The 21,688-nt window shown below is 59.4% G+C and carries 18 protein-coding genes and 1 pseudogene; 10 read left to right on the top strand and 9 right to left on the bottom strand.

What is annotated here, in order from left to right:
• The first annotated feature begins 15 nt into the window (after nt 1-15).
• The gene (locus QE453_RS03445; RefSeq protein ID WP_006697220.1) at nt 16-726 is read left to right on the top strand and encodes a DUF2161 domain-containing phosphodiesterase; all 711 of its coding nucleotides are present in this window, start codon (nt 16-18) and stop codon (nt 724-726) included.
• Between the two features lie 83 nt (nt 727-809).
• On the opposite strand, the gene QE453_RS03440 is transcribed toward QE453_RS03445, so the two are convergent.
• Nucleotides 810-1,706: a LysR family transcriptional regulator gene (locus tag QE453_RS03440; RefSeq protein WP_004445891.1), complete on the bottom strand. Its 897-nt coding sequence runs from the start codon at nt 1,704-1,706 to the stop codon at nt 810-812.
• 105 nt (nt 1,707-1,811) lie between these two features.
• On the opposite strand from QE453_RS03440, the gene QE453_RS03435 reads away from it, so the two are divergent.
• From QE453_RS03435 to QE453_RS03420, 4 genes are read left to right on the top strand one after another with little or no spacing between them, the layout of a single operon-like run.
• Complete coding sequence (locus QE453_RS03435; protein ID WP_309776374.1) at nt 1,812-2,894, top strand: 4-oxalomesaconate tautomerase; 1,083 nt, start codon at nt 1,812-1,814, stop codon at nt 2,892-2,894.
• A 46-nt stretch (nt 2,895-2,940) separates the two neighbouring features.
• Nucleotides 2,941-3,942 (top strand): ABC transporter substrate-binding protein, encoded by a 1,002-nt coding sequence (locus QE453_RS03430; protein WP_022563095.1) that lies wholly within the window; start codon nt 2,941-2,943, stop codon nt 3,940-3,942.
• 9 nt (nt 3,943-3,951) lie between these two features.
• On the top strand, nt 3,952-4,773 hold the full coding sequence (locus QE453_RS03425; RefSeq protein WP_077985811.1) for an ABC transporter ATP-binding protein: 822 nt from the start codon (nt 3,952-3,954) through the stop codon (nt 4,771-4,773).
• Nucleotides 4,760-5,536 (top strand): ABC transporter permease, encoded by a 777-nt coding sequence (locus tag QE453_RS03420; protein ID WP_004445883.1) that lies wholly within the window; start codon nt 4,760-4,762, stop codon nt 5,534-5,536. Before QE453_RS03425 ends, QE453_RS03420 begins: the two co-directional genes overlap by 14 nt.
• Nucleotides 5,537-5,718: 182 nt before the next feature.
• Here the strand turns inward: QE453_RS03420 and QE453_RS03415 are convergent, their stop codons facing one another.
• From QE453_RS03415 to QE453_RS03390, 6 genes are all read right to left on the bottom strand, one after another.
• Nucleotides 5,719-6,795, bottom strand: coding sequence for an ABC transporter ATP-binding protein (locus QE453_RS03415; protein WP_282456106.1), 1,077 nt, complete (start codon nt 6,793-6,795; stop codon nt 5,719-5,721).
• On the bottom strand, nt 6,792-7,619 hold the full coding sequence (locus QE453_RS03410) for a carbohydrate ABC transporter permease (RefSeq protein WP_309776373.1): 828 nt from the start codon (nt 7,617-7,619) through the stop codon (nt 6,792-6,794). Before QE453_RS03410 ends, QE453_RS03415 begins: the two co-directional genes overlap by 4 nt.
• Entirely contained in the window at nt 7,616-8,518 is a 903-nt protein-coding gene (locus tag QE453_RS03405) for a carbohydrate ABC transporter permease (protein ID WP_006697215.1), read from the bottom strand. The genes QE453_RS03410 and QE453_RS03405 overlap by 4 nt, the downstream gene beginning before the upstream one ends.
• 108 nt (nt 8,519-8,626) lie before the next feature.
• Nucleotides 8,627-9,859: a sugar ABC transporter substrate-binding protein gene (locus QE453_RS03400; protein WP_006697214.1), complete on the bottom strand. Its 1,233-nt coding sequence runs from the start codon at nt 9,857-9,859 to the stop codon at nt 8,627-8,629.
• A 61-nt stretch (nt 9,860-9,920) separates the two neighbouring features.
• Nucleotides 9,921-10,823: a sugar phosphate isomerase/epimerase gene (locus QE453_RS03395; protein WP_006697213.1), complete on the bottom strand. Its 903-nt coding sequence runs from the start codon at nt 10,821-10,823 to the stop codon at nt 9,921-9,923.
• A 12-nt stretch (nt 10,824-10,835) separates the two neighbouring features.
• Nucleotides 10,836-11,870, bottom strand: a complete 1,035-nt coding sequence (locus QE453_RS03390; protein WP_309776372.1) for a Gfo/Idh/MocA family oxidoreductase — start codon at nt 11,868-11,870, stop codon at nt 10,836-10,838.
• Nucleotides 11,871-12,010: 140 nt separating this feature from the next.
• Between QE453_RS03390 and QE453_RS03385 the strand changes: the two genes are divergently transcribed.
• Complete coding sequence (locus QE453_RS03385; RefSeq protein ID WP_004445871.1) at nt 12,011-13,045, top strand: LacI family DNA-binding transcriptional regulator; 1,035 nt, start codon at nt 12,011-12,013, stop codon at nt 13,043-13,045.
• A gap of 53 nt (nt 13,046-13,098) precedes the next feature.
• On the opposite strand, the gene QE453_RS03380 is transcribed toward QE453_RS03385, so the two are convergent.
• A complete protein-coding gene (locus QE453_RS03380; RefSeq protein WP_006697211.1) occupies nt 13,099-13,713 on the bottom strand; it encodes a TetR/AcrR family transcriptional regulator in 615 nt (204 codons plus the stop codon).
• A gap of 298 nt (nt 13,714-14,011) precedes the next feature.
• On the opposite strand from QE453_RS03380, the gene QE453_RS03375 reads away from it, so the two are divergent.
• The 4 genes and pseudogenes from QE453_RS03375 (at nt 14,012) to QE453_RS03360 (ending at nt 20,147) form a co-directional block, all read left to right on the top strand.
• A complete protein-coding gene (locus QE453_RS03375) occupies nt 14,012-15,088 on the top strand; it encodes an efflux RND transporter periplasmic adaptor subunit (protein ID WP_244405775.1) in 1,077 nt (358 codons plus the stop codon).
• Entirely contained in the window at nt 15,088-16,173 is a 1,086-nt protein-coding gene (locus QE453_RS03370) for an efflux RND transporter periplasmic adaptor subunit (protein ID WP_037092034.1), read from the top strand. Before QE453_RS03375 ends, QE453_RS03370 begins: the two co-directional genes overlap by 1 nt.
• Nucleotides 16,170-19,242, top strand: a pseudogene (locus QE453_RS03365) (efflux RND transporter permease subunit). The gene QE453_RS03370 and the pseudogene QE453_RS03365 overlap by 4 nt, the downstream one beginning before the upstream one ends.
• A 188-nt stretch (nt 19,243-19,430) precedes the next feature.
• A complete protein-coding gene (locus QE453_RS03360; RefSeq protein ID WP_022563084.1) occupies nt 19,431-20,147 on the top strand; it encodes a FadR/GntR family transcriptional regulator in 717 nt (238 codons plus the stop codon).
• Here QE453_RS03360 and QE453_RS03355 read toward each other — a convergent pair.
• Nucleotides 20,116-21,543 carry an aspartate ammonia-lyase gene (locus QE453_RS03355; RefSeq protein ID WP_309776371.1) on the bottom strand — a complete coding sequence of 476 codons (1,428 nt, stop codon included), beginning with the start codon at nt 21,541-21,543 and terminating at the stop codon, nt 20,116-20,118. The genes QE453_RS03360 and QE453_RS03355 overlap by 32 nt on opposite strands.
• Nucleotides 21,544-21,688 lie beyond the last annotated feature (145 nt).

Genomic DNA, 21,688 nt, shown 5'->3' with positions numbered 1-21,688 from the left:
TGAACCTTCAGGCATATGGAAACTTCGCTTTATCTGCCCGTGAAAGATTTCCTCGAAGAGGCGGGTTATACCGTCAAGGGCGAAGTCGGCGGCTGTGATCTTGTTGGCTTGAGCGATAACGATCCCCCCGTCGTCGTCATCTGCGAGCTAAAGCTGAGCTTCAATCTGGAGCTCATTTTGCAGGCTGTCGATCGCGCAGCTATCGCAGATGAGGTGTGGATCGCCGCCCGGGTCTCTGCCAGGGGTAAGGGCCGCGAGGCTGACAGGCGCTACCGCGATCTTTGCCGCAGGCTCGGGATCGGTATGCTGGGAATCTCCGATGCCGGTGACGTCAGCATCATCGTCGGCGCCGTTTCGCCGATGCCGCGAACCAATCCGAAACGGCGGTCGCGGCTCATGCGGGAACACCAGAGGCGGCGGGGCGATCCCACGGCGGGTGGGAGCACGCGCATGCCAATAATGACAGCGTATCGCCAGCAGGCGCTTGGCTGCGCCGTGGCGCTGGCGTCGGGTCCGATGCGCGTGCGTGAGGTCAGGTCCAATATACCCGATGCCGGGAAGATACTGCTTTCGAATGTTTACGGCTGGTTCGTACGACTCGACCGGGGAGTCTACGGTCTGACCGAGGCCGGACTCGAAGCCCTGCAGCGGTGGCCACAGCAGGACGTGCCGGCAAAGGCTGTCGACGGGATTGTGCGAGGCACGATCGGCTTCGAAGAAACCTGACGGCGAAAAACCTTTCCAAGACTTCAGGAGATCAGGATTGCGGGGTCAGGGGCCCTCCCGGGCATCCCCGACCCATCAGGTGACTACTGTGTCTTCCAGGTCTCCAGCAGCAGCCGGACGAATTTTTCCGCGGCGGGCGAAAGGGCACTGCTTCGCCTTTGTACAATGCCAATCGTACGGGAGACGACGGGATTGACGATCGGCCTGGTGATGAGAAATGGATGTTCGTCCTGCGGCGTGGCCAGCCGCGGCAGAACGGAAATCCCCAGCCCGGCTTCGACCAGCCCGAGCGACGTATTGAGATGAGTCACCTCATAAAACCAGTTCAGCTTTAGATTGTGTCTCGCAAGCGCGCCGTCTAGAAGGGTCCTGTTGCCGCTCGAACGGTCCACGACGACGAGCGGATAAGCTTCCAGCTGATTCCATTCAATCGTTTCGAAATTTGCCAACGGGTGATCTTTCCTCATCGCCAGCACGAACGGGTCATCGATGAGCGGTTCGAATGACAGTTCGGGATCGGAATTGCCCATCAGGTTGATGCCGAATTCCACCTCGCCTCTCGCAACCGCCTGCAGCCCCTCATTTGCCGTCAGATCCCTGATGCGCAGCCTGATGTTTGGATATTGCTGACTGAAGGTCTTGATAACCGTGGGAAGAAAGTAGAAAGCGGCGGTGGGAACGCAGGCCATCGTGATGAGGCCGCGCCGTTGCGCGCCATCTTTCATGGCGAACAGCGACCCATCGAATTCTTCCAGCATACGCCGGACAAGCGGCATCACCTCCTGGCCCATGGCGGTGGGAGCGACATGTCGAGTCGTTCTCTCCAGAAGCGGTGCGCCGATGGCCTGCTCCAGCTTCTGGATGCGGCGGGTGAGCGCCGGCTGGGAGATATGCAGCGCCTCCGCTGCCCTGTGGAAGCTCTCAAGCTCAACTACCGATTGAAATGCGCGCAAATCCAGTATTTCGCAATTGATGCTCATTTCGCAATAAACCTCCAAAACATTGCATTTAACAGATTAGACTCTTTTGCCCATATTGCAACAACGCGGCGCATTGATCCGCAAAATGCAAGATTGAGGCTAATCATGAACGATCTGATGAAGATACCCTGTGTGCTGATGCGCGGCGGAACGTCTCGCGGACCGTTCTTTCTGGCTTCCGATTTGCCCCGAGATCCGGCGGCAAGGGATGCGGCTCTGCTGTCCATCATGGGCTCAGGCCATCCGCTGCAGATCGACGGTATCGGCGGGGGCAATCCGGTTACGTCGAAGGTGGCGATCATCGGACCTTCCACGGTCGCCGGCGCCGATATTGATTATCTGTTCGCACAGGTGCGCACCGACAGGCAGCATGTCGATTATTCCCCCAATTGCGGGAATATGCTGGCCGCCGTCGGTCCCTTCGCGATTGAGGCGGGGCTCGTGCCGGCGCAGGGTAACGATACGCTTGTCAGGATTCACAACGTGAATACCGGCAAACTGATCGAGGCGAAGGTGCCGACGCGGGGCCGCGAGGTAATTTATCTTGGTGACGCATCGATCGACGGTGTTCCGGGTCTTGCAGCACCCATCGCATTGACATTCATGGATGCAGCCGGCGCGAAAACCGGCAGGCTGCTGCCGACCGGAAAACCCGTCGATGTGATCGACGGGGTGGATGTAACGGCGATAGATTGCGCCATTCCGATGGTTCTCATGCGGGCAGCCGATCTCGGCGTCGCCGGCTACGAAGATCCGCAATCGCTCTCCGCCAATCGAGACCTGATTGAACGGATGACCCGCATACGCATCGAGGCTGGAAAGATGATGGGGATGGGAGACGTTCGGGATATGGTCATTCCAAAGCCGGTGCTCATTGCGCCGGCGCGGCGGGGTGGAACGTTTTCGGTCAGGTATTTCATGCCGAACGAGTGCCATCCTGCCCTCGCGACAACCGGCGCTGTCGGCATCGCGACGGCGGCCGTAACGGAAGGCACCGTCGCCTATAGTGCGGCAGGAGGGCTTTCCGTGCCGACCCAGATCCGCATCGAACATCCCGCAGGCCGTCTGGATGTACAGCTGGAAATGCGAAACGGAGCCATAACAGCCGGACTTGTAAGGACGGCGCGCAGGCTGTTCGAAGGCTTTGCCTTCGCCAAGCCGATGGCTGTGATTGAAGACGCAGCATAGACAAGGCCATAGTGGCTAAAATATCGCGAAACGGGAGGAGACCCTCATGCGTAAATACCTGCTTGCAACGGCTGCGCTCTGTGCGCTGGCGGCAACCGCCAATGCCGAATCTGTCAGAATGAGCGTCGGCTCATACAACCTCAACAACCTGCCTTTCCCCGTTGCGGCCAGCCTCGGCTTTTATAAGGAAGAGGGGCTTGATGTGACGACCGAGAACTTTGCCCAGGGAGGCTCGAAGGTGCTACAGGCGCTCGTCGCTGGCTCCACGGACGTCGCCGTCGGTTTTTATGACCACACCATTCAGATGCAGTCCCAGAACAAGCACGTCGTGGGCTTCGTTCAGCTCGCCCGCAACTCGGGTCTGGTTCTTGCAGGCAAGAACGATACTGACTTCGATCCTGCAAAGCCTGAGACGATCAAGGGCAAGAAGGTCGGCATCACCTCGCCAGGCTCTTCCTCGGACTTCTTCATTCGCTACTATATGAAGCAGCACAATTTAAGCGACAACGATATCTCCATCATTGGCGTCGGCTCGGGTGCTGCCGCCGTTGCGGCCCTGCAGCAGGGCAAGATCGATCTGCTCGTCAATTATGACCCGGCGGCCACGATTGTCGTCGAACGCGGGCTGGGCAAAATCCTCATCGATGCACGCAGCGATCAGGGCGCAAAAGATGTTTATGGCGGCATCTATCCGACCTCCGTGCTTTACGCGACCCAGGAGTATATCGACGCGAATCCCGAAGTGATCCAGAAGGTCACCAATGCCACGGTACGGGCGCTGCACTGGATGAAGCAGCATTCGGCGGAAGAAATCGTCGAGAAGCTTCCTGACGACTTCGTGTCCGGGGACAAGAAAACCTACATCAAGGCCGTCGAAGCCGCGAAGGCTATCTTCTCGGAAGACGGCAAATTCGAGCCCGGCGATCTCGAAACGCCGCTTGCCGTTCTCAAGACCTTCAACGAGGCAGTGGCAAAGGCGTCGATCGACCTCAACACCACCTATACCAACAAGTTCGTCGAAGCCGCGGCTTCGAAGGCTGCAAACTGAGAGGCCGCCATGTCATCCCCAGTCAGAAAGCTAGAGCCAGTGGCGGACTTCAAACCACAGCCCATGGTCGCGATCGAGAACGTCACCATGGCATTCGGTGCGTTTGTTGCAGTCCAAGACGTTAACCTCAAGGTCGGCGATGGCGAGTTTCTTTCCATTGTCGGACCGACCGGGTGCGGAAAGTCGACCATCCTCAATGCCATTGCTGGCTTGCTGAAGCCCGCGCAGGGCACGGTTTCCATCGACGGTTCAGCGGTCCAGGGCGTGCAGAACAATATCGGATATCTGTTTCAGCAGGACGCCCTCCTTCCCTGGAAGACCGCATTTCAAAACGTCGAGCTTGGTCTGATGTTCCGGGGCGTTGCCGAGGACGAGCGGCGTGCCAAGGTCATGGCATGGCTTGAAAAAGTCGGCCTCAAGGGTTTTGGCGACCGTTTTCCGCATCAGCTTTCCGGCGGGCAGCGTAAACGCGTACAGATGGCGCAGGCGCTGATTACCGAGCCGAAGGTCATCCTGATGGACGAGCCCTTCTCGGCACTCGATATCCACACCCGCCATCTCATGCAGAACGAATTGCTGCGCCTGTGGCAGGAGGATCGCCGGGCGGTGGTCATGATTACCCATGATCTGGAGGAGGCTATTGCGCTCGGAGATCGGGTCGTCGTTCTGGCTGCGGGTCCGAAGAGCCGTGTCATCGAGAGCTTTCCCGTCGATCTCGAACGACCCCGCAACGTCGCTGAAATCAAACTCGATCCGAAATTCATGACGCTCTATCGCGATATCTGGGCGTCCCTGCGCGGCGAAGTGGAGAAAAGCTATGCAAGCCGTTAATGTTCGTATCATCCAGGTCGTTCTCCTGGTCGTGCTTCTTGGCGGATGGCAACTCGGTGTGTCCTCCGGCGCCATTGATCGCTTCTTCTTTCCCGCACCCTACGATATCGTCAGGCAGGTGATCGACTGGGTTGCGGATGCCGGCTTCTACAAGCATGTCGGCATTACCCTCAGCGAAACCGTGCTCGGTTATCTCATCGGCACCGGTCTCGGGGTAGGTGCTGGCGTCTGGCTGGGCCTCAGCCCCTTCGTCGCCCGCGTGCTCGATCCGTTCATCAAGGCGGTAAATGCCATTCCCCGCGTCGTCTTGGCTCCGATATTCGTTCTCTGGCTTGGCCTCGGTCTGTGGTCGAAAGTTGCCCTTGCGGTTACGCTCGTCTTTTTCGTCACCTTTTTCAACGCCATGCAGGGTGTGCGCGAAGTAAATCCGGTCGTGCTGTCAAATACCCGCATCCTCGGGGCGCGGCGCACGGATCTGCTGCGTCATGTCTATTTTCCCGCTGCGGCGAGCTGGATTTTGTCGTCGCTGCGCACCTCCGTCGGCTTTGCGGTGGTTGGCGCGATCATCGGAGAGTATCTTGGGGCTTCTGCAGGCCTCGGCTACCTCATTGCCCGGTCGGAAGGCAATTTCGATGCGGTCGGCGTTTTCGCAGGCATCATCATCCTTGCGGTCTTCGTCCTCATCATCGACCTCATTCTCGATGTCGCAGAGAAAAGGCTGATCACGTGGAGGCCCAACGCAGGCGAAGAGCGGCCTGCATGAGGCCGAGGTAGCTGAAATCCAGCGGGGCAGCCATTTGGCTGCCCCGTTTTTTTGAACCGTCCCGGCGATGTGGGCCATGGCCTTTCCGACATTACACGGCAGAGCTTCGAGTTCTGGAGCTGGACGATCGGGGATCGTCAACCGAAGATGATCGGCGTCCCGCTTCGCTGCGGTTCACCCGTTTACAGGCCAGCGCCTGTCTCTTCATCGAAGAGATGCATATCGGACGGGTCAACGTCGAGGCCGATGACCTCGCCGGCCTTGACCGGGCTGCGGCCCTGTATCGCAATCACCAGTTCCGTGGATGTGCCGAGTGTTAGGAAAGTTGCCGAGCCCGTTGTCTCCACAGCGGAGACGGGCAGTGTCAACGCCGCTCCCGTTGCAGTAGCGGGGCTGATATGTTCGGGCCTGATGCCGACGATGAGATGTTTGCCCGGCTGCAGGGGGGCGGGGCTCCTGATCGACTGCCGGGGTTCACCGTCGCCGAACCGCAGCTGGAGCGATGAGCCATCCGGACTCACGGTCGCCGGGATGAAGTTCATGGCTGGGGAGCCGATAAAGCCTGCGACGAAGCGGTTGACGGGATGGTCATAGAGCTCCAGCGGTGTCCCCTGCTGCTCGATTACCCCGTCACGCATCACGACGACATGATCGGCCATGGTCATCGCCTCGATCTGGTCATGGGTGACATAGACCGAGGTGGCATGCAGGCGGTCGTGGAGGGCGCGGATTTCCTTGCGCATGTGAACCCGCAAGGCCGCATCGAGGTTGGAGAGCGGCTCATCGAAGAGGAAGGCCTGCGGATTACGGATGATCGCCCGGCTCATGGCGACACGCTGGCGCTGCCCGCCAGAGAGTTCTCGGGGATAACGCTTCATGAGCTTGGAAAGCCCCGTCGTCGCGGCAACCTCTTCCGCGGCCTTGCGGGCTTCCGCCTTGGCGACACCACGCATGCGCAGCGAATAGGTGAGGTTTTCCTCGACCGTCATATGCGGGTAGAGCGCATAGGACTGGAATACCATCGCCACATCGCGCTTGCGCGGCGGCACGCCGTTCATCAGCGTGCCGGCAATGCGCATGTCACCGGCCGAGATGCTCTCCAGCCCGGCAAGCGAGCGCAGAAGCGTGGACTTGCCGCAGCCGGATGGTCCCACAAGGGCAACAAAGGTGCCCTTCTTGATGGAAAGGTTGATGTTCTTCAGGGCATGGAAAGCGCCGTAATATTTGTTGACGCCTGATAGTTCGATCTGAAGGGTCATTTGAGCGCTCCTGATGTCAGGCCGGATACGATGCGGCGCTGCAAGAGAATGAAGAGGGCGAGAATGGGCGTCACATACATGGTCGCATAGGCCATGATGTTGTTCCATTCGCTGGTGTTGGGCCCCATGAAGGAATTCAGGCCGACGCTGGCGGGCTGCAGTTCTACCGCCTGGATCATCGATTTGGAGTAAACGAACTCACCGAAGGCCTGCATGAAGATGAGAATGGCGCTGACGAGGATGCCGTTTCTGGCAAGTGGCAGCACGATATTGAAAAACGCGCCGACCCTCGAATTGCCGTCTACGAGCGCTGCCTCCTCCAGTTCCTGCGGCACGGCCATGAAGGTGGCGCGCACCAGCACAACGAAGAAGGGCATGCTTTTCGCCGCAATGGCGAGGATGACCGACAGGCGTGGATAATCCAGAAGCCCGAATTGCGAGAAACCGACGAAGATCGGCGTGATCATCAATGAAGCTGGAAGGACTTGCAGCATCAGGATGAGGAACAGACCGATATCCACCCAGACATTGCGATAACGGGCCAGCACATAGGCGCAGCCGACGCCGAGAATGGTGATCAAAAACACCGCACTCGAAGCGATCAGCACCGAATTCCACAGGTAACGGCCCATGTTGCGGCTGTTCCAGACATAGGCGTAGGTCTGCCATTGTGGTTCACCAGGCCAGAAGGAGGGGGGATTGGCGAACATCTCCGAGCCGCTTTTGAGCGAGGTCAGATACATCCAGTAGAGCGGGAAAAGGTAGATGATGGCAAGAATGATGGCGATTGCCAGCATCAGGCGGTTACGGTTGTTGATGCTCATCCGCGTACCTCATGCCGTGTGGAGCGCACATAAACGATGGAGGCCAGCATGACGAAAACGATCATGATGACTGAAATCGTCGCGCCCTTGCCGAAGTCATATTGCCGGAAGGACAGATCCCAGGCCCAATATTGCGCCACGTTGGAACTGTTATTGGGTCCGCCATCGGTAATGGCGGCAAATAGATCGAATTGCTGCAAGGTGAAGATCAGCCCGAGCGAGATGATCGCGCCGATGGTGGAGCGCATCATGGGCAGCGTGATGGTGTAGAAGCGCTGCCAGGCGTTGGCGCCATCAAGCTCGGCGGCTTCGTAAAGATCGCCGGGAATGGAGGCGAGGCCGACGGAAAGGAGGATCATGTTGAAGGAGGTGCCGAGCCAGATATTGGCGATCACAACCGCCCAGAGCGAAAAATTCGCATCCGAACGCCAGAAAATATTGCCTGATATCAGTCCGCTTTCGCGCAGGAAGAAGTTCAGAACCCCGAAGTCGCCGGACAAAATCCAGTTCCAGATGGCACCGACAACGAGGCCGGGCATGACCCATGAAACGAGGAACAGGCCCCGCAGCCAGGTGGCGCCGGGGAAATTGACCCAGAAAAACAGAGCCAGTCCGAAGCCGATGACAAATTGCCCCGCTATGGAAGCGACGACAAAGGTTACCGTATTCATCAGAATGGGCCAGGTTTCCGGCTGTCGGAACAGATCGACATAGTTCTTGAAGCCGACGAACGGGCGCACGAAGGTGCCCAGGCTGAACATGTCGACTTCCTGAAAGCTCATGACGATGTTGTAAAGCAGGGGTAACCCCGCCATCACGAAGAGGAAAGCCAAAGGAAAGGCGACAAGGGCGATATCGAAACCGCGACCATCGCTGATGCTGGAAAGCAGCTTTTTCATAAGAAATCCTCGCAAGCTCCGCTCGGGGCCGCCGCCGCTTATCACGGCAAGCGACCCCACCGGGAGGAACCCTGCGGATGGGGCCGGACATGCCGGCCGCCTCCCTGATCAACCATCGACGAGCTTGATTTTCTGTGCAGCCTGGTCGAGTGCGTCCTTCGGAGACATCTGTCCCGTCAGCGCGGCCTGAATGGCATCCTGAATGGCCTTCGAGATTTTCGGCCATTCGGGCGAGGGGCCACGCGGCTGTGCATATTTGAGCTGCTCGACGAAGGTCTTGAGCGCTTCATCCTTCAGCGCATTTCCGGTGGGCGGTACGGGAATGTCCGAACGCGCCGGCAATTGGCCGAAATTCTTGAACATGTCCTTGTCCTGCGAGACAAAGAACTCGATCGCCTTGAAGGCCTCTTCAGGATGTTTGGTCTTCGAGAAGATCGCCCAGTTATAGTCCCCCATGGCCGATGAGCGCGGCGCATCTGGCGCCGGAACCGGCAGCAGGGTGACGCCCCAGTCGAACTTCGCGTCCTTCAGCATGCGGTCGATTTCCCATGGGCCCGAAATGACCATGGCGGCGTTGCCGGCGTTGAAGGTCGCGGTAGAATCCCACTGGCTGCGTGTCAGCGTATCGGGCGAAGCCAGTTTTTCGTCCAGCATCAGCTTCCACGTCTCGAGCGCTTTCACGGCTCCCTCGGTGTTGATGTTCTTGTAGGTGGCGCCAGCCATCTGCGCCCAGGGCAGGAACTGGAATGTGCCCTCCTCATTCGCCTTGGCGCTGAAGCTGATGCCATAGACGTTCTTGGAAGGGTTGGTCAGTTTGCGTGCCGCGTCAACCAGCTCATCCCAGGTTTGCGGCGGCTTTGCCGCATCCAGCCCGGCGGCCTTAAACAGATCCTTGTTGTAATAAAGAGCGATCGTGTTGGTCGCCTTCGGGACGCCGAAATATTTTCCATCCCACATCACCGATTTCAGCGGGCCGGGGAAATAATTCTCCGTCTTGATGACATCGGACTTGGCTATCATGTCGGTCACATCGAGGAAGGCTCCGCGTGCGGCGAACATGGCGTGGTTGGGGTTGTCGATGGCGATGATGTCGGGCGCATTGCCGGTCGAATAGGCGCGCATGGATTCGCTCACCACGTCATCGAACTGCAATTGCCGGTATTCGATCTTGATGCCGTTATTGAGCGCGTTGAACTCCTTGATGAGATTTGGAGCCGGCTGGATATCCCGGTCCAGCGACCACAAGGTCAAAGTCACGTCCTCTGCCTGTGCCGCAATCGCGCCGGCGGACACGCCCGCCAACAGAAACGCGCCGGCCATCATGCATTTTGCGATACCCATAATCTCCTCCTCTTGGTTATCGTCTCTGCAATCTCGGGAACCTTCTCCCAAAAGGTTTCCGTTATGTCGGATCGACGACGAAATCGCCGCCTCGGCATTTTTTCAGATAGTTCAGGCCATGCACCTGTCCGGTCATTTCCAGCGCATCGCGGTAGACCGGGTCATGCCAGCCTTCGATATCGATCGAGCCGGACCAGCCGGCGAGGCGCAGCTCGGAAATAATGTCGGTCCAGTTGCTGTCGCCGAAACCCGGCGTGCGCATGAAGACGAACTTCTCCTTGCCGAAAATGCCGTGCTCGCGGATGACGTCCCAGCGGATGGTCGCGTCCTTGCCATGCACGTGGAAAATCTTCTTCGCCCATTTGCGGATCTGCGGTAGCGGATCGATCAGATAAACCATCTGGTGGCAGGGTTCCCACTCGATGCCGATATTCTCGTCCGGCGTTTCGTTGAAGATCAGTTCCCAGGCATCGGGATTATGCGCAATGTTCCAGTCGCCCGTCTGCCAGTTGCCGTCCATGGCGCAGTTTTCAAAAGCGATCTTTATGCCCTTGTCGGCGGCACGCCTGGCAAGCTCGCTCCAGATTTCCTTATATCTGTGCAGGCTCTCCGGCAGCGGCCTGCCGCGCAGGCGGCCGGTGAAACCTGCCACGCAATTCGCACCGAAATGATGGGCGTTGTCGATGCAATCCTTCCAGCCCTGCAATGTCTGAAGGTCGATATCGGTTTCTTCCAGCGGATTGCCGAACATGCCGAGCGTACTGATGGTGATATCGCGGTCGCCAATTGCATCAAGGCAGCGCTTGCCGAGTTCGGCAAGGTCCTGACCGTTGGTCGTCTGCCAGAAGAAGGGCTCGAAGCTTTCAAAGCCGAGATCGGCGATCTGCCCGATACGTTCGGCCGCCTGACCCTTGGTGGCGCTGATCATGGTGCCGATGCGGATGGATGTTGCCGGATTGCTCACGTCTGTCGGTCCTTATGCTGCAATGGAAACGCGCTGGCCAAGACGCGCGCTTTCGATCGCGCCCATCACCATTGCGAGGCTGTTGATATTGTCGAAGGAGGCTGTTTCCGGCATCTCGCCGGTACGCATGGATTCGAGAAATGATAGAATGACGCTGGCATGGCCGCGCGTGTCCCTGTCTGACACAACATCGGAAACGTTTACGGTCTTGAAGCCACGCAGAAGGCCCTTTTCGTTGCCAGCCACCGAGGCGGAAAAACCGTCTTCGCCATCCCAGAGAATCATGCCTTTGGAGCCGATCAGCCGCCAGCGTGCTTCCCAACTTGTCCGCTCGCCTTCAGCGCACCACGAGCCGCGATAGGTGAAGACGACATCGTTGGAGAACTCGAAAATCGCGTTGGCGCTGGCCCCATGCGCATACCACGAGCCCGCCGGGTTCTTCTCCACACAGAAGACGGAGAGCGGCTTTTCATTGGCGACGAAACGGGCCGCGTCGAAGGTGTGAATTGCCATATCGAGAAGCAGGACGTTTTTCATCTCCTCGCGAAACCCCCCGAAATGCGGCCCCAGGAAGAAATCGCAATGGATGGCGGTCAGATCACCGATAACGCCTTCCTCCAATGCGCGGCGTAGACGTCTGATGCCGGCCACGAACCGACGGTTTTGCACCACGGCGTGAATTTTGCCGGCTTTTTTCGCCAGTTCCACCAGCGTCGCGGCTTCCTCCATCGAGGCTGCAAGCGGCTTTTCGCTCAGCACATGGCATCCAGCCGCGAGACCGGCTTCGACTACGGCAAAACGCGCCTGGGGGATGACGATGTCAAAAAGAATGTCGGCTTTCGTTTCGGTGAGAACCGCGCGAAGATCGGTGCCGATGACCGCGCCGGTGAGGGCGAATTCCTCGGCAAGCGCGCGGGCCGTGCCCTCGTTCAGGTCCACCAGACCCGCGATTTTGATTTCGCCGGCGATTTCCGGCGTGGACTGGATGGCGCGCAGCCAGCCTTTGGCCATAGCTCCGCACCCGCATAAAACGGCATTAAAAGTCATCTCATCTCCCCGGACTCTTTCGCAAACTCCTCTTTGCGCAGAGCGTCGTAAACGTTTACGAGACTATGCCGATGATGTTAGATATGTCAAGACCATCAAGTGGCGCGCAGATTGCGGGCCGGGATTTGGAAGGGGAGCGCATGAAAGGAATTCGCCAGCTTGCCGATTACCTCGAGATATCGATCGGCACTGTTTCCCGTGCGCTGAACGGCAAGCCCGACGTGAACGAAGAGACACGGCGCCGCGTTCTCGAGGCTGCGGAAAAACTGGGTTACGTCGCCAACCAGTCAGGCCGCAGCCTGCGGCAGGGAACGACCAATGTCATTGGTCTGATGACGGGCAGTGACGCGCAGACGGTGGAGAACGCCGACAACTTCTTTCTCGGCTTGACGGATGGCCTGCAAAGCGTGTTTTCCGGTCACAACCTCGATCTCATCGTTCTGCCTTGCCCGGGAGAAGAGGACCCCGACGAATATCTCAAGCGTATGGTGGCGCGCCGCATGGTCGATGCGATGATCATTTCCGCCACCCGGCGAATCGACAGGCGTGTCGATTTTCTCAAGCAGAATCGGCTTCCTTTCGTAGCGCTCGGGCGGACCGCCTCCAGCACGGATCATGCCTGGGTGGATCTCGATTTCGAGGGCGTCGCGAAAAGCGCGATCGATCGCCTCGTGGCCTCCGGGCATCGTTCGATCGCGGTAGCCGCGCCCGACAGCGATATCAATCTCGGGCATGTGTTCCTTGATGGGTACAGGCGTGCGCTGGACGATAATGGCATCGCTTATGATTCCTCTCTGGTCATCCGGGCGAAATCGAGCGAGCAGGGCGGTTATCACGCCGCCAGCGAATGGCTGCAGATGCGGCCTCGGCCGACGGCGATTGTGCTGATCTATGAGTTGATGGCCGTCGGTCTTTATCGTCGTCTTGCGGAAGCGGGGCTCGAACCGGGGCGGGATCTCGCCGTCATCGGATTTCGTGACGGCCCGCGCGGCCAGTTTCTCGAACCGCGCCTGACAAGCTTCCGCATGTCGCTGCATGATCTCGGCGTCACGGTGGCGCAGACTCTTTTGTCGACAATGCCGGCCTATGCGCCATTTTATCCCGCCCAGGCCCGCCATTGCATATGGCCGATGGTGCTCGTGGCGGGGGAGAGCGATCCAGGTCCGGTATCGTAGGTCAGCCAGGTGGGGTTCCATCCAGCCCGCGGCGGGCACGATGTTTTGGCTGCTCACGGGAGCAGGCCGTTCATGAGCACGTCGAGGTGAACCTTGATGACGGCCTCCTTGTCCAGGCTGCGCCGGTCGTCGAAAATCAGCCTGAAAACCAATGTTCCGACCATTGGTGACATGACGACATGCGCAAGTTCGGGCGCGTTGGCCCTGAATCTCTTTTTCGCGACACCTTTGTCCAGGATAGCATTGATGCGGGCGAGCACCGGCGCCATCAGAATATCATGGTGGTGGTCTATCAGATCCGGAAACTTGGCTCCCTCGGCCACGACGAAACGAAAGAGTTCCCGCATACGCCGGTCATCCACCAGTGTTTCGAACAGGAATTCGAGAAGCAGGCGAAGCTCCTCGACGGGATCGTCGGAGGTGCGTTCGTAGGCCTCGAATGCCTCTTGGAACGGTCTGCCGACGTGCTCGATCATCGCGGCAAAAAGGGCTTCCTTGGTTTCGAAATAGACATAGACCGTGCCTTTCGTCACTCCCACCCGGTCGGCAATGTCTTCGACCCGCGTTGCCGTAAATCCCCTTTTGGTGAATTCCTCAAATGCGGCGTCGAGAATTTGCAGCGGACGTTGTATCTTCTGTTCTGCACGTGAGAGTTTCGTTTTCGCCATTACCCCGGATCCTTACATATTGTCGGCGCGTGCCCTTCTACCCGTCGTGATCGGCGGAAATAACAGGTGGTCTGCCTATCGCACCAGTGCAAAAACCGGAACCGATTTCTGCAGGTGGTTTGATGCTCGGTATGTCAACATATGCCTTTGATTGCCAGCGAATGCGTCAGGCAGTCTGCAATGATCCTTCTCTAGGGGAGCGATACCCCGAACAGCTCCCAGAGCGACGGCATAAGAATTTCATTGACTATACAGTCAGTCAAATATTATGGAAGAGGGCGAAGATCAAGAGGTCAGCATGAGAACCATTCTTATCGCATGGGCGGTGGGCGGCGTTTTTGCCCTGTCATCCTGCAGCAATGAAGAGCCGCCGGCCGAAAAGCCGCTGCGAACTGTCGATGTGGTCAAGGCGGAGAAGCAGCCGATCGACCGTGGCAGCATCATCACCGGCGAAGTGAGGGCGAGGGTTCAGACGGACCTGTCGTTTCGCGTCAGCGGCAAAATCACCGAAAGGCTGGTGGATGTGGGCGCGCGGGTGACGACAGGGCAACTGCTCGCCCGCATCGATCCGGAGGAGCAGAAGGCCGACATCGATGTTGCCCTTGCCAATCTGCAATCGGCCGAAGCACAACAGACGCAGGCACAATTGGCATTCGATCGCCAGCAAAGTCTTTTCCGGACGCAGGTCACCTCGCGCTCGGCCGTCGACAAGGCCCAGGAAACGCTGCTTACCACGCAGGGCGCGGTCAGATCGGCCCAGGCGCAACTCGATACGGCGCGCGACGCGCTGTCGTATACGGAACTCAGGGCCGATGCGGATGGCGTGATCACGGCGCGAAATGTCGAAGTGGGCCAGGTGGCGCAGGCTGCCCAGCTCGTATTCACGCTGGCGCATGACGGGCCGCGCGACGCCGTGTTTGATGTCTACGAATCTCTTTTCCTGGAGCGCGACATCGACAATCTCGTCAATGTCAGCCTCCTTTCGGATCCCGCCCGCGCCGTGGCGGCCCCCGTGCGGGAAATCTCTCCGACGATCGATCCGGACAATGGTACGATAAGGGTGAAGGTCGGTCTTAACGGCGATCTGACCATGCCGCTTGGTGCGCCGGTATCCGGCCATTTCCGCTTCAGGCAGGTGGATGCCATCGAGCTTCCATGGTCGGCAATGACGTCGCAAAAAGGCCGACCCGCCGTCTGGGTGGTGGATCCGCAATCCTCCGAAGTCTCCATGCGGCCGATCGAGGTTGCGGATTATGAGACCAGTCAATTCGTCGTCTCGGCGGGGCTGAACCCCGGCGATCTCGTGGTCACGGGCGGGACAAAATTCCTCCGGACCGGTGAAAAGGTCGCCTATCAAAAGGGGCAGGCACAATAATGTTCAGGATAAACAGAAGCTTGTTTTTGCTGCTGTCCGCGATGGCGCTCTCGTCCTGTCAGGAAAAGCAGGAGGCCGCCGCCGAGGCGCCGCGACCGGTGCTCTCGGTGGTGGTCGAGGAAAAGTCGGCGGATGCGCTGCAGCTCACCGGAACGGTGGAATCGCGCATTCAGACGGATCTCGGTTTTCGCGTCCTCGGGCGGATCATAGCGCGGAACGTCGATGTCGCCGATCTGGTCAAGAAGGGCGATGTGGTGGCCTCGATCGATCCGCTCGCGCTTGAACTGTCGGTGAAGAGCGCGCAGTCGGATCTTTCCAATGCCGAAGCGCAGCTCGCCAATGCCGTGACCACCGAACAGCGCCAGCGTGTGCTGGCGGAGGCGCGTAGCGGCACCGAGGCGGCGCTGGAGGAAGCCCAACAGGCGACGCGCACCGCCAACGCCTCCGTCGCCAAGGCCCGTGCAAACCTGGACAAGGCGGAAGAACAGCTGGGTTACGCGCAGCTCCATGCGGAATTCGACGGTGTTGTCACGGCCACATCGGGTGAAATCGGCCAGGTTGTTTCCGCCGGCCAGACGGTCGTCACCATCGCCCGCCCGGAAGTGCGCGATGTAGTGGTGGATGTTCCGCAATTTGCGGCGCAGCGTCTGGATATCGGCTCGACCTTCGAGATCGCCCTGCAGCTCGATCCAAAAATCCGAACCACCGGCGTGGTGCGGGAAATCGCCCCCGCAGCCGAAACGGCAACGCGCACACGACGGACCAAGATCAGTCTGCAGGATGCGCCGGCGGCATTCCGCCTCGGTTCCGTCGTCACGGCTTCCGTGCTTGCTGCTTCCGAACCGCGGATCATGCTGCCGGCATCGGCCCTGCTGAAAACGGAGGGCGGCTGGTCCGTCTGGATCGTTAATGCCGACACGGCGACCGTCACGGCGCGCCCGGTCACGATAGAGGGTGAACCTGCCGAAGGCGGCAGCGTGCGCATCACCGGCGGCGTCAAACCCGGCGAGCGCGTTGCCAGCGCCGGCGTTCACAAGCTTAAGGATGGACAGGCCATCAGGATCGATCAGGAGGTCCGTCAGTGAAGAAATTCAATCTTTCAGACTGGGCGCTCGAACACCGTTCGCTTGTCTGGTATTTCATGCTGGTTTTCGTTCTCGCCGGCGTTTTTTCCTATCTCAACCTCGGTCGCGAGGAAGACCCGAACTTCACCATCAAGACCATGGTGATCAGTGCCCAGTGGCCCGGCGCCTCGGCGGAGGAAGTGGCGCGGCAGGTGACCGACAGGATCGAGAAGAAGCTCGAAGAACTCGATAATCTCGATCATTTGCGCAGCCAGACGGTGGCGGGCCGCACGACGATCTTTGTGGAGCTGGTGCCGGAAACCAAGGCGCGCAATGTCGAGCCGACCTGGGTGCGGGTGCGCAACATGATCGGCGATATCAAGGGCGAGTTTCCGTCCGGCGTGGTCGGCCCCTTCTTTAATGACCGTTTCGGCGACGTTTATGGCAATATCTACGCCTTCACCAGCGACGGCCTCAGCCAGCGGCAATTGCGTGACCTGGTGGAAGATGCCCGCGCCAAGGTCTTGAACCGTCGACAATATCGGCAAGGTCGATGTCATCGGCGCACAGGACGAGACGATCTATCTGGAATTTTCCACGCGACAGATCGCGGCGCTCGGCATTGATCAGCAGTCCATCATCAAGACGTTGCAATCGCAGAATGCCGTCACCCAGTCCGGCTTCGTCAATGCAGGACCTGAGCGCGTGGCGCTTCGCGTCAGCGGCCAGTTCACGTCTGAAGACAGTCTGCGGGCGATCAACCTGCGCGTCAACGACCGCTTTTTCCCGTTGACGGAAGTAGCGACGATCCGGCGCGGTTATGTCGATCCGCCGTCCTCGCTGTTCCGTTTCAACGGCCAGCCGGCCATCGGCCTCGCAATCGGCATGAAAACCGGCGCGAACCTGCTGCATTTCGGCGAGGCGCTGGATGCGCAGATGAAGCGCGTGGTGGCGGATCTGCCAGTTGGCGTCGATGTGCACCGGGTGTCCGATCAGCCTGCCGTCGTCGATGAGGCGGTCTCGGGCTTCACCTCGGCGCTGTTCGAAGCCATCGCCATCGTCCTTGTCATCAGCTTCATCAGCCTTGGCCTCAGGGCCGGCATGGTGGTGGCGGTTTCCATTCCCCTCGTGCTGGCGATAACCTTCGTCTACATGGAATATACAGGCATTTCGCTGCAACGCATTTCGCTCGGTGCTCTCATCATTGCGCTCGGGCTTCTCGTGGATGATGCGATGATCGCCGTCGAAATGATGGTCGCGCGGCTTGAGGTCGGAGACGATCTCAGAAAAGCGGCGACCTATGTCTACACCTCCACCGCCTTCCCGATGCTGACCGGTACGCTGGTCACCGTTGCCGGCTTTATTCCTGTCGGCCTCAACAACAGCGCAGCGGGTGAGTTTACGTTCACACTCTTCGTAGTGATTGCGGTTTCGCTAATCGTGTCATGGATCGTCGCGGTTTTGTTCACGCCCCTGCTCGGCGTGACGATTCTGCCGAAGACAATGAAATCTCACCACGAGAAGAAGGGCCGGTTCGCCTCGGCCTTTTCCTGGCTTCTCGGCCGGGCGCTGCGCTGGCGCTGGGTGACGATCATCCTCACCATAACCCTGTTCGGCCTGTCCGTGGGTGGCATGAGCCTCGTGCAGCAGCAGTTCTTCCCGTCCTCGGACCGTGTGGAGCTCATCGTTGACTGGAACCTGCCGCAGAACAGCTCGATTGCCGAAACCAACCGGCAGATGGCGCAGTTCGAGCAGGAAATGCTCGCCAAGAATCCGGATATTGACCACTGGACGACCTATGTCGGTGAAGGCGCGCCGCGCTTCATCCTCTCTTTCGACGTGCAGACTCCTGATGTCACCTTCGGCCAGACCGTCATCGTCACCAAAGGGCTGGACGTGCGGGACAAGGTGCGCGCCGAATTGCAGGAATATCTGGACCGGACATTCGTCGGCACTGACGCCTTCGTGAAACTGCTCGATATCGGCCCGCCGGTCGGTAAGCCGGTGCAATATCGCCTCAGCGGCCCGGATATCCAGAAGGTCCGTGAGCTCGGGCAGCAATTGTCGGGCATTGTCGGCGAACACCAGCTGTTGTCCAACATGGTCATGGACTGGAACGAACCGACACGTGTAGTGAAGGTGGATGTGCTGCAGGACAAGGCCCGCCAGCTCGGCGTCTCCTCGGAAGATATCGCCAACGCCATGAACAGCATTGTCGAGGGATCTACGGTCACCCAGGTCAGGGACGACATCTACCTCGTGAATGTGGTGGCGCGGGCGCAGTTGTCGGAGCGCGGGTCCATCGAAACCTTGCAGAATCTGCAATTGCCGGCGACCAACGGCAAGGCCGTGCCGCTTTCGGCCATTGCCAATTTCCGCTACGAGCTGGAGCAACCGACCATCTGGCGGCGCGACCGGATACCGACGGTCACCGTCAAGGCTGCCATCATCGGCCCGACGCAGCCCGCAACGATCGTGACGCAGCTGAAGCCGAAAATAGAGGCTTTCGAGAAAACGCTTCCTGTGGGTTACAAGGTGGAGACGGGCGGTTCGGTGGAATCCAGCGCGGATTCGCAAGCGCCGATCGTCGCCGTGGTGCCGCTGATGTTGTTTGCAATGGCGACGATCCTGATGGTTCAGCTGCAAAGCTTCAGCCGGTTGTTCCTGGTCTTCGCCGTGGCACCCACGGCCCTGATCGGCGTGGTGGTGGCACTGCTCTTCTCCAATGCGCCAATGGGCTTCGTTGCCATTCTCGGCGTGCTGGCGCTGATCGGCATCCTCATCCGCAACTCGGTCATCCTCGTCGTGCAGATCGAGCATCTGCGAAGCGAAGGTGTCTCGGCCTGGCGTGCCGTCATTGAGGCGACCGAACACCGCATGCGGCCGATCATGCTGACGGCGGCGGCGGCAACGCTTGCCCTCATTCCCATATCCCGGGAAATCTTCTGGGGGCCGATGGCCTATGCGATGATGGGTGGCATTGTGGTCGGCACGGCGCTTACCCTGCTTTTTCTGCCGGCGCTTTACGTTGCCTGGTTTCGTGTTCCGCGCGAGGATGAGAAGCCGGAGGGCGCAGAAATCCAGGCGTGATATCGGATGCCGGGCGAGGTGGTGGCTGCACTGCCTCCTCGCTCCAATAAAAATATCCACCGTCGTTGTTCCCGCGTGCAGGATGATGTTAGGAAGGTCGGCTTAGCCGCGAGAGCGGCAGCCGTCCTTTTGTATTTGGGCGGTTGCGTCGATATCGCGGACATATTGAGAGTGCGGAGGATTTAAAGATGGGCGGTTTGTCGGATTGGCTTGCGGATGGACAGCCGATCAATCGCAAGAATGCCGCGGAAGCGGTGTTCGATGATATCCGTTCCGCCATCACGACAGGCCAGCTTGCGGTCGGTACCCGGCTCCCTTCGGAAGCACATCTCGCAACGCGTTACGGCGTCAGCCGGCCGATTATTCGCGAGGCCCTGCGGTCTCTCCAGACGCTCGGCCTGACGCAGACGCGCACAGGCAGCGGCACGTATGTGATGACCCCGACGCCGCCATCGGAACTGAATTACGGTGCCTATTCCGCACGCGACCTGATCGAGGCCCGCCCCTTCATCGAAGTGCCGGCTGCAGGGTGGGCCGCCTTGCGTCGCACGGACGCCCAACTGCAGGTTTTGCTCGATCTCTGTAATCGCATGGAAACCGAGGAAAGGCCGCATCCCTGGGTATTGCTGGACGGCCAGTTTCATTGCGCCATCGCGGAGGCCTCCGCCAACCGCCTCTTTGCCAAGGTGGTGGCGGACGCCCGCGAGGCCGTCGCCCAGCAATCAGAGATGGTTAACCTTATGGCCGGTCGCCGCGTCGCTTCCAATTTCGAGCATCGCCGGATCGTCGAGGCGATCCGGCGCGGTTCAGCGCCTGAGGCGCGTGAGGCGATGGAGCTTCACCTCGGGCAGGTGAAGCAGGTAGTGACGACGATCATCGGCGAAGATCGGCTTCGCCAGCCGTGACCGCTGGCAGATTGGCAAGGTGCCGTGGACTGAGCGCTTGCTGCAGTTCGGCCTCTGTCATGTAACCACGTTCAAGAACCACCTGCGGCACGGTACGCCCGCTGGCAAGCGCTTCCTTGGCGACTTCCGTCGCCGCATAATAACCGATCAGCGGGTTAAGCGCCGTGGCGAGACCGATTGATTCTTCCACGCGCTGCGCCATGATGGCCGGATTGGCGACGATGCCGTCCACGCATCGCTCTGCCAGTGTGCGGCATGCGGCGCTTAGCTGGCTGATGCTCTGGGACAGCGCACGCACGATGATCGGCTCGAAGGCGTTCAACTGCAGCTGCCCGGCTTCGGCGGCCATGGTGATGGTGATGTCGTTGCCGATCACCGCATAGGCCACCTGGTTGACCACTTCGGGAATGACCGGATTGATCTTGCCCGGCATGATGCTGGAGCCCGCCTGAACGGAGGGAAGGGTGATTTCGCCAATCCCGGCGCGCGGGCCTGACGACAGCAGGCGAAGGTCGTTGCAAGTCTTCGACAGCTTTACGGCGACGCGTTTCAGCACGCCGGATAGGTGCACGAAGGCGCCGGGGTCCTGTGTGGCTTCGATGAGGTCTGCGGCCGTCACCAGCGGCCGGCCGGTCAGTTCCGCCAGATGCCGGCAGGCAAGCTCGGCATAACCGCGCGGTGCGTTGAGCCCGGTGCCGATGGCGGTGGCGCCCAGATTGATCTCATGCAGCAGAGCGGCGGATTCGATCAGACGCGCCTGGTCTTCGCCCAGCATCACCACGAACGTGCGGAACTCCTGGCCGAGCGTCATCGGTACCGCATCCTGCAACTGAGTGCGCCCGATCTTGATGAAGCCGGCAAATTCCTGCGACTTGCGGTCGAAGGCGTCCTTCAGAACGCCCATCGAGGCTGCCAGGTCGTCAATCGCCTCGATCAGGCCAACGTTCACCGCGGTCGGATAAGCATCGTTGGTCGACTGGCTGAGATTGACGTGATCGTTCGGGTGAAGCCGGGCATAATCGCCCTTTTCGTGCCCAAGCAGTTCCAGCGCGCGGTTGGCGATGACCTCATTGGCGTTCATGTTGGTGGATGTGCCGGCTCCGCCCTGGATTTCATCCACAACGAACTGCTCATGAAGAGCGCCGGCGCGGATTTCGCGGCAGGCTTCCGCAATCGCCTCCATCCGATCCCTGTCGAGCAGGCCAAGTTCGTGATTTGCACGTGCGGCCGCCTCTTTCACATAGGCCAAACCCCTTAACAGGTAAGGGTTATGGCCAATGGTCACCCCGGTGATCTTAAAGTTTTCCACCGCGCGCGCGGTGTGCACGCCCCAATAAACATTCGCCGGAATTTCCTTCGACCCGAGCAAATCATGCTCACTGCGCGTCACGCTCACTTCTTCCTCCACTGGCTTCAAGCGTTGCAAAATCTGTAAAGCTGTCTTACAGATTTAATGACCATATTCCTGCGGAGGGGGAAGGTCAATATTGGCGAAAAGATCTTGACGAATGCCATTGTCTGGACTTATGACGGCGAAAATC

This window comes from Agrobacterium sp. SORGH_AS_0440 (genome assembly GCF_031453135.1).
GTDB classification, from domain to species: Bacteria; Pseudomonadota; Alphaproteobacteria; order Rhizobiales; family Rhizobiaceae; genus Agrobacterium; species Agrobacterium pusense.
Note: the sequence above shows the minus strand (reverse complement) of the source record. Positions and strands in the feature narration are given on the sequence as shown.